General features: G+C 57.6%; 3 protein-coding genes. All 3 read right to left on the reverse strand.

From position 1 onward, the window contains the following. Positions 1-334 precede the first annotated feature (334 nt). From ligA to recN, 3 genes are read right to left on the reverse strand one after another with little or no spacing between them, the layout of a single operon-like run. Entirely contained in the window at positions 335-2455 is a 2121-nt protein-coding gene (ligA, locus tag Q0239_RS15585; RefSeq protein WP_298604581.1) for an NAD-dependent DNA ligase LigA, read from the reverse strand. After that, a complete protein-coding gene (locus Q0239_RS15590; RefSeq protein ID WP_298604583.1) occupies positions 2448-2810 on the reverse strand; it encodes a hypothetical protein in 363 nt (120 codons plus the stop codon). The genes ligA and Q0239_RS15590 overlap by 8 nt, the downstream gene beginning before the upstream one ends. After that, positions 2807-4429, reverse strand: coding sequence for a DNA repair protein RecN (gene recN / locus Q0239_RS15595; protein WP_298604585.1), 1623 nt, complete (start codon positions 4427-4429; stop codon positions 2807-2809). Before recN ends, Q0239_RS15590 begins: the two co-directional genes overlap by 4 nt. Positions 4430-4431: the final 2 nt, after the last annotated feature.

Below are 4431 nucleotides of genomic sequence, written 5' to 3' on the forward strand. Positions count from 1 at the left end.
CGACCACCGAGATCTACACTCTTTCCCTACACGACGCTCTTCCGATCTATCACCTGATCGACCCGCGCCCTGCCCAACATCGCAGGCGCTTCCTGGTCTCACAGACGCAATATCGCAGCATCATCACGTCCATTCGGTTAACATTCAAACTAACGCCCGAAGGACGAAGCAACGCCTACCCGGCTTATGGGCCCAATAACCTGTTTTATGACAGCAAGGGCCATTACTCGGCTTACACTACGTGCAACGAATGGACTGGAGCAGTTTTGCGCAAAGCGGGTGTCCGTATGGGCATCTGGACGCCGATGCCCGGCGGGGTTATGCGCTGGTTCGATTAACCGGCGGCTGCGACAATCGCCGCCCATTGGGCTTCGTCGATCACCTCGATACCCAGTTCCTGTGCTTTTTTGAGCTTAGACCCAGCGCCGGGCCCCGCAACGACCAGATCAGTCTTGGCTGATACCGAACCAGCGGCTTTTGCCCCAAGGGCCTCTGCCTGTGATTTGGCTTCGTCGCGGCTCATAGTTTCGAGGGCTCCGGTGAAGACGACGGTCTTACCCGAAACCGAGGATGCGCGCGTCTCAACGATATAGTCCGGTGGAGAAACTTCGCTGAGCACATCTTCCCACACCGCAACGTTGTGCGGCTCATCAAAGAACAAACGCAGCGAATTGATTACAGCATCTCCAATTCCGTTGATGCCGTGAAAATCCAAATAACCCGTTCCGTCGTCGCTGTGTGGGAAAACCCAAGCTCCTCCTTCGACTCGAAACATTCGGTTGTACTTCTCTATCTCTTGACGCAGCACTGGAAGAGTAACAGCTGCCTTCATCAAGTCACGTGCGGTGACGGACCCGATATGGCGAATGCCCAAACCAAACAGCAGACGCGCGGCATCCGGCGCGCGTTTGGTCTCGATGGCACTCAACAGGTTATCCACAGACTTTTCCTGCCAGCCCTCGCGGCCCAATATCTCAGCACGATGTTCCTGCAGGCGGAAAATATCAGCGGGCGAGTGCAACCAGCCGAGGTCGAAAAATTCCTGAATCGTCTTTTCGCCCAGACCTTCGATATCCAGTGCCGCGCGGCTTACAAAATGCTTTAGCCGCTCCACACGCTGGGCGGGACAGATGAGGCCGCCGGTGCAGCGCACATCGACTTCGCCTTCCTCTGCGACCGCTTCCGAACCGCATTCGGGGCAATGATCGGGAAAATGAAATTCCGGCAATACTGAATCGCGGGTAAGATTCTCGACAATCTGGGGGATGACGTCCCCTGCCCGTTGCACCTTCACCCTATCACCGGGACGCACGCCCAGTCGGGCAATTTCATCGCGATTGTGGAGCGTCACGTTCGAGACAACCACCCCGCCAACAGTTACCGGTTTCAACCGGCCAACGGGGGTAAGCTTACCCGTGCGCCCCACCTGAATGTCGATCGCTTCCAACGTCGTCTCAGCCTGTTCCGCCGGAAATTTATGTGCAATTGCCCAGCGCGGCGCCTTGGCGACAAAGCCCAGACGTTCCTGCCAGTCGAGCCGGTCAACCTTGTAGACCACGCCATCGATATCATAAGGCAGGTCCGCACGTTGCTTTTCGATCTCGCGATAATGTTCCAAAGCCCCCGTTGCGCCCGCAACAGGTTTGAGGAATGTCGAAACCGGTATTCCCCAACCGGCAATCGCCTGCATGACGCCATATTGACTGTCTGAAGGCATGGCACTCGTCTCGCCCCAGCCATGGGCGAGGAAGCGCAAGGGCCGCGACGCGGTGACAGCCGGATCCTTCTGCCGCAACGAACCCGCAGCTGCATTACGTGGATTGGCAAATTGGCGGGCCTTTTCGGGATCATCCGCCTCGGCCAGCAACCGGGCATTGAGCGCCTCGAAATCGGCCTTCGCCATGAACACTTCGCCGCGGACTTCAAAAACCGCCGGAACTTTGCCGAACAAGCGATGCGGGATATCGGAGATGGTCCGCACATTGGCAGTTACATCTTCCCCCACCTGCCCGTCGCCGCGCGTGGCCGCCTGCACCAGTTCGCCATTTTCATAGCGCAATGAGCAGGACAGGCCGTCAATCTTGTCCTCGGCAGTCAATGCGACCTCAGTATCGGCAGAAAGATTCAAAAAGCGCCGGACACGCGCGACGAAATCCTCGACATCCTCATCCGAAAACGCGTTGTCGAGGCTCATCATCCGCTTGGCGTGAGTGACCTTGCTCAGCGGCGAAGCCTCCACCGCCGCACCAACCTGCGCATTGGGGCTGTCTGCCCGCACCAGCTGCGGAAATGCCGCCTCCAGTTCGTTATTCCGCCTGACAAGAGCATCGAACTCAGCATCCGAAATCTCGGGTGCGTCATGCGCATGATAAAGATTGTTATGACGTGCGATCGCCTTGGCGAGGCGCATCAATTCATTGGCAGCCTGGGCTTCAGTGACTACAATCTCAGACATTACTACCTATAGGCGGACAAACCCGCTTAATAACTGATACGACATGAGGTTCCCTTTCCCCATTGGTAATGTAGCCGATGACGCAGTTCGTTTCCGTTTTATTAGCCCAAACTATCCGGATGTGCCCCGAGGCATCGGAGATGTGTGGTGAAGCAAAATAATGCCGTGGTCCACCTTTCATCACAATTACGTCGTTCCCATCAGCATTGCCTAACGCAAGTTCAACTTTACTGGCATCTTCATCTAATCGAACGAGAAAGCGGTGCGGCGGCGCTCGATCAGACACAAAATCAAAAACGAGCCATCCTGCAATTGCTGCACTAACCAACGCCAAAGCAAAAATTCGCGGCTTCATACGCCCTCCATCAGGCGTGCGGCCTGCGCTCTAGCTTCGTCAGTAATCTCCGCACCAGAAAGCATCCGGGCGATTTCTTGTCGGCGGCCTTCGGCATCAAGGCGTACGACGCCAGTGCGAGTGACTGTACCCTCACTCGACTTGGCGATGAAATAATGCGCTTGCCCCTTGGCCGCAACCTGCGGGCTGTGGGTGACGGCGAGGAGTTGCTTCCCTGCCCCGGCAAGTCGGGCCAGACGCTCTCCTATCGCCGAGGCAACGGCTCCCCCCACTCCGCGATCGATTTCGTCGAAGATGATAGTTGCTGCCCCGCCTTCCTCTGCTAGCGCTACCTTAAGCGCAAGGATGAAGCGCGACAGTTCTCCTCCCGATGCGATTTTCGCCAGCGGTGCAAAGGGCGCGCCAGGGTTGGTCGAAATGAGAAATTCAACACGATCCATGCCCGATGCAGTCCAACGATCTTCCGGAAGCGTTTCCACGGCAGTCTGAAACTGCGCCGCATCCAGTTTAAGCGGGGCCAGTTCGGCAGCGACCGATGCATCGAGGCGCTTGGCGGCATCCATACGCTTGACGGATAAGGCGGATGCGGATTTGCGGTAAGCTTCAGCGTGCTGAGCGACTTCGGCTTCCAGCTTGGCCAGCCCTTCTCCGCCTGCCTCTATGGCATCCAGCTTGGCCGCGAGCTCTTCAGTCAGTTGCGCCAACTCTTCTGGCCGGACATTGTGCTTGCGCGCCAAGCCGCGAAGGTCAAACAACCGCACTTCAATGGCATCGAGCCGTTCTGGATCAAAGCTCAGGGCTTGGGTTGCTGCGATCAACTTGTCCTCGGCTTCGCTTGCCTCGATGACGGCGCGATCCAATGCGGTCAGGGCTTCGGCGAGTAAGGCATGTTCACCGGCGAGGCGATCGAGCCTTCGTGCTGCACTGCGCAGTTTGGCGAGCCCGCTTTCTGATCCTTCAAAAGCTTCCAGCACTGCGCGCAAATCTTCGGCAATACGTTCGCCCTTTTGCATGTCGGCCCGTTCAGTCGCGAGCTGTTCTTCCTCACCTTCCTCGGGAGCAAAGCGGCGCAATTCGGTGACTGCATGCTCCAGCCATTCGCGATCCCGTGCGGCATTATCGAGTGCCTCGCGCGCACTATCGAGCCGGGCCTTTGCTTCTTGCCATGCGGCAAAATGCGTCGCCACCGATGCCGTTTCGCATCGTCCGAAACTATCGAGCAGCGCCCGGTGTCCACGTGGATTGAGCAGGCCGCGATCATCGTGCTGGCCGTGAATTTCCACCAAGAGACCACCTACATCGCGAAGCAATGCAGCCGAACAGGGTTGGTCATTGATAAACGCCTTGCTGCCACCGTCGGCGCGAACCGATCGGCGGATCATCAACGGCTCGCCCGCTTCCATTGAAATGTCATTCTCTGAAAGCAGAGCGACGACATTGGACGGCGCATCGAAGCTCGCAGTGACCTGCGCCTTGTTTGCACCATTGCGAACAAGCCCGCTGTCGGCACGCGCACCCAAGGCGAGTCCGAGCGCATCCAGCAGAATGGATTTCCCTGCCCCGGTCTCGCCTGTTAGCACGCCGAGGCCTGCGTCAAATTCGAGGTCAAGCGCCTCGATCA

The sequence above is a fragment of the uncultured Sphingorhabdus sp. genome, assembly GCF_937872355.1.
GTDB lineage: Bacteria > Pseudomonadota > Alphaproteobacteria > Sphingomonadales > Sphingomonadaceae > Sphingorhabdus_B.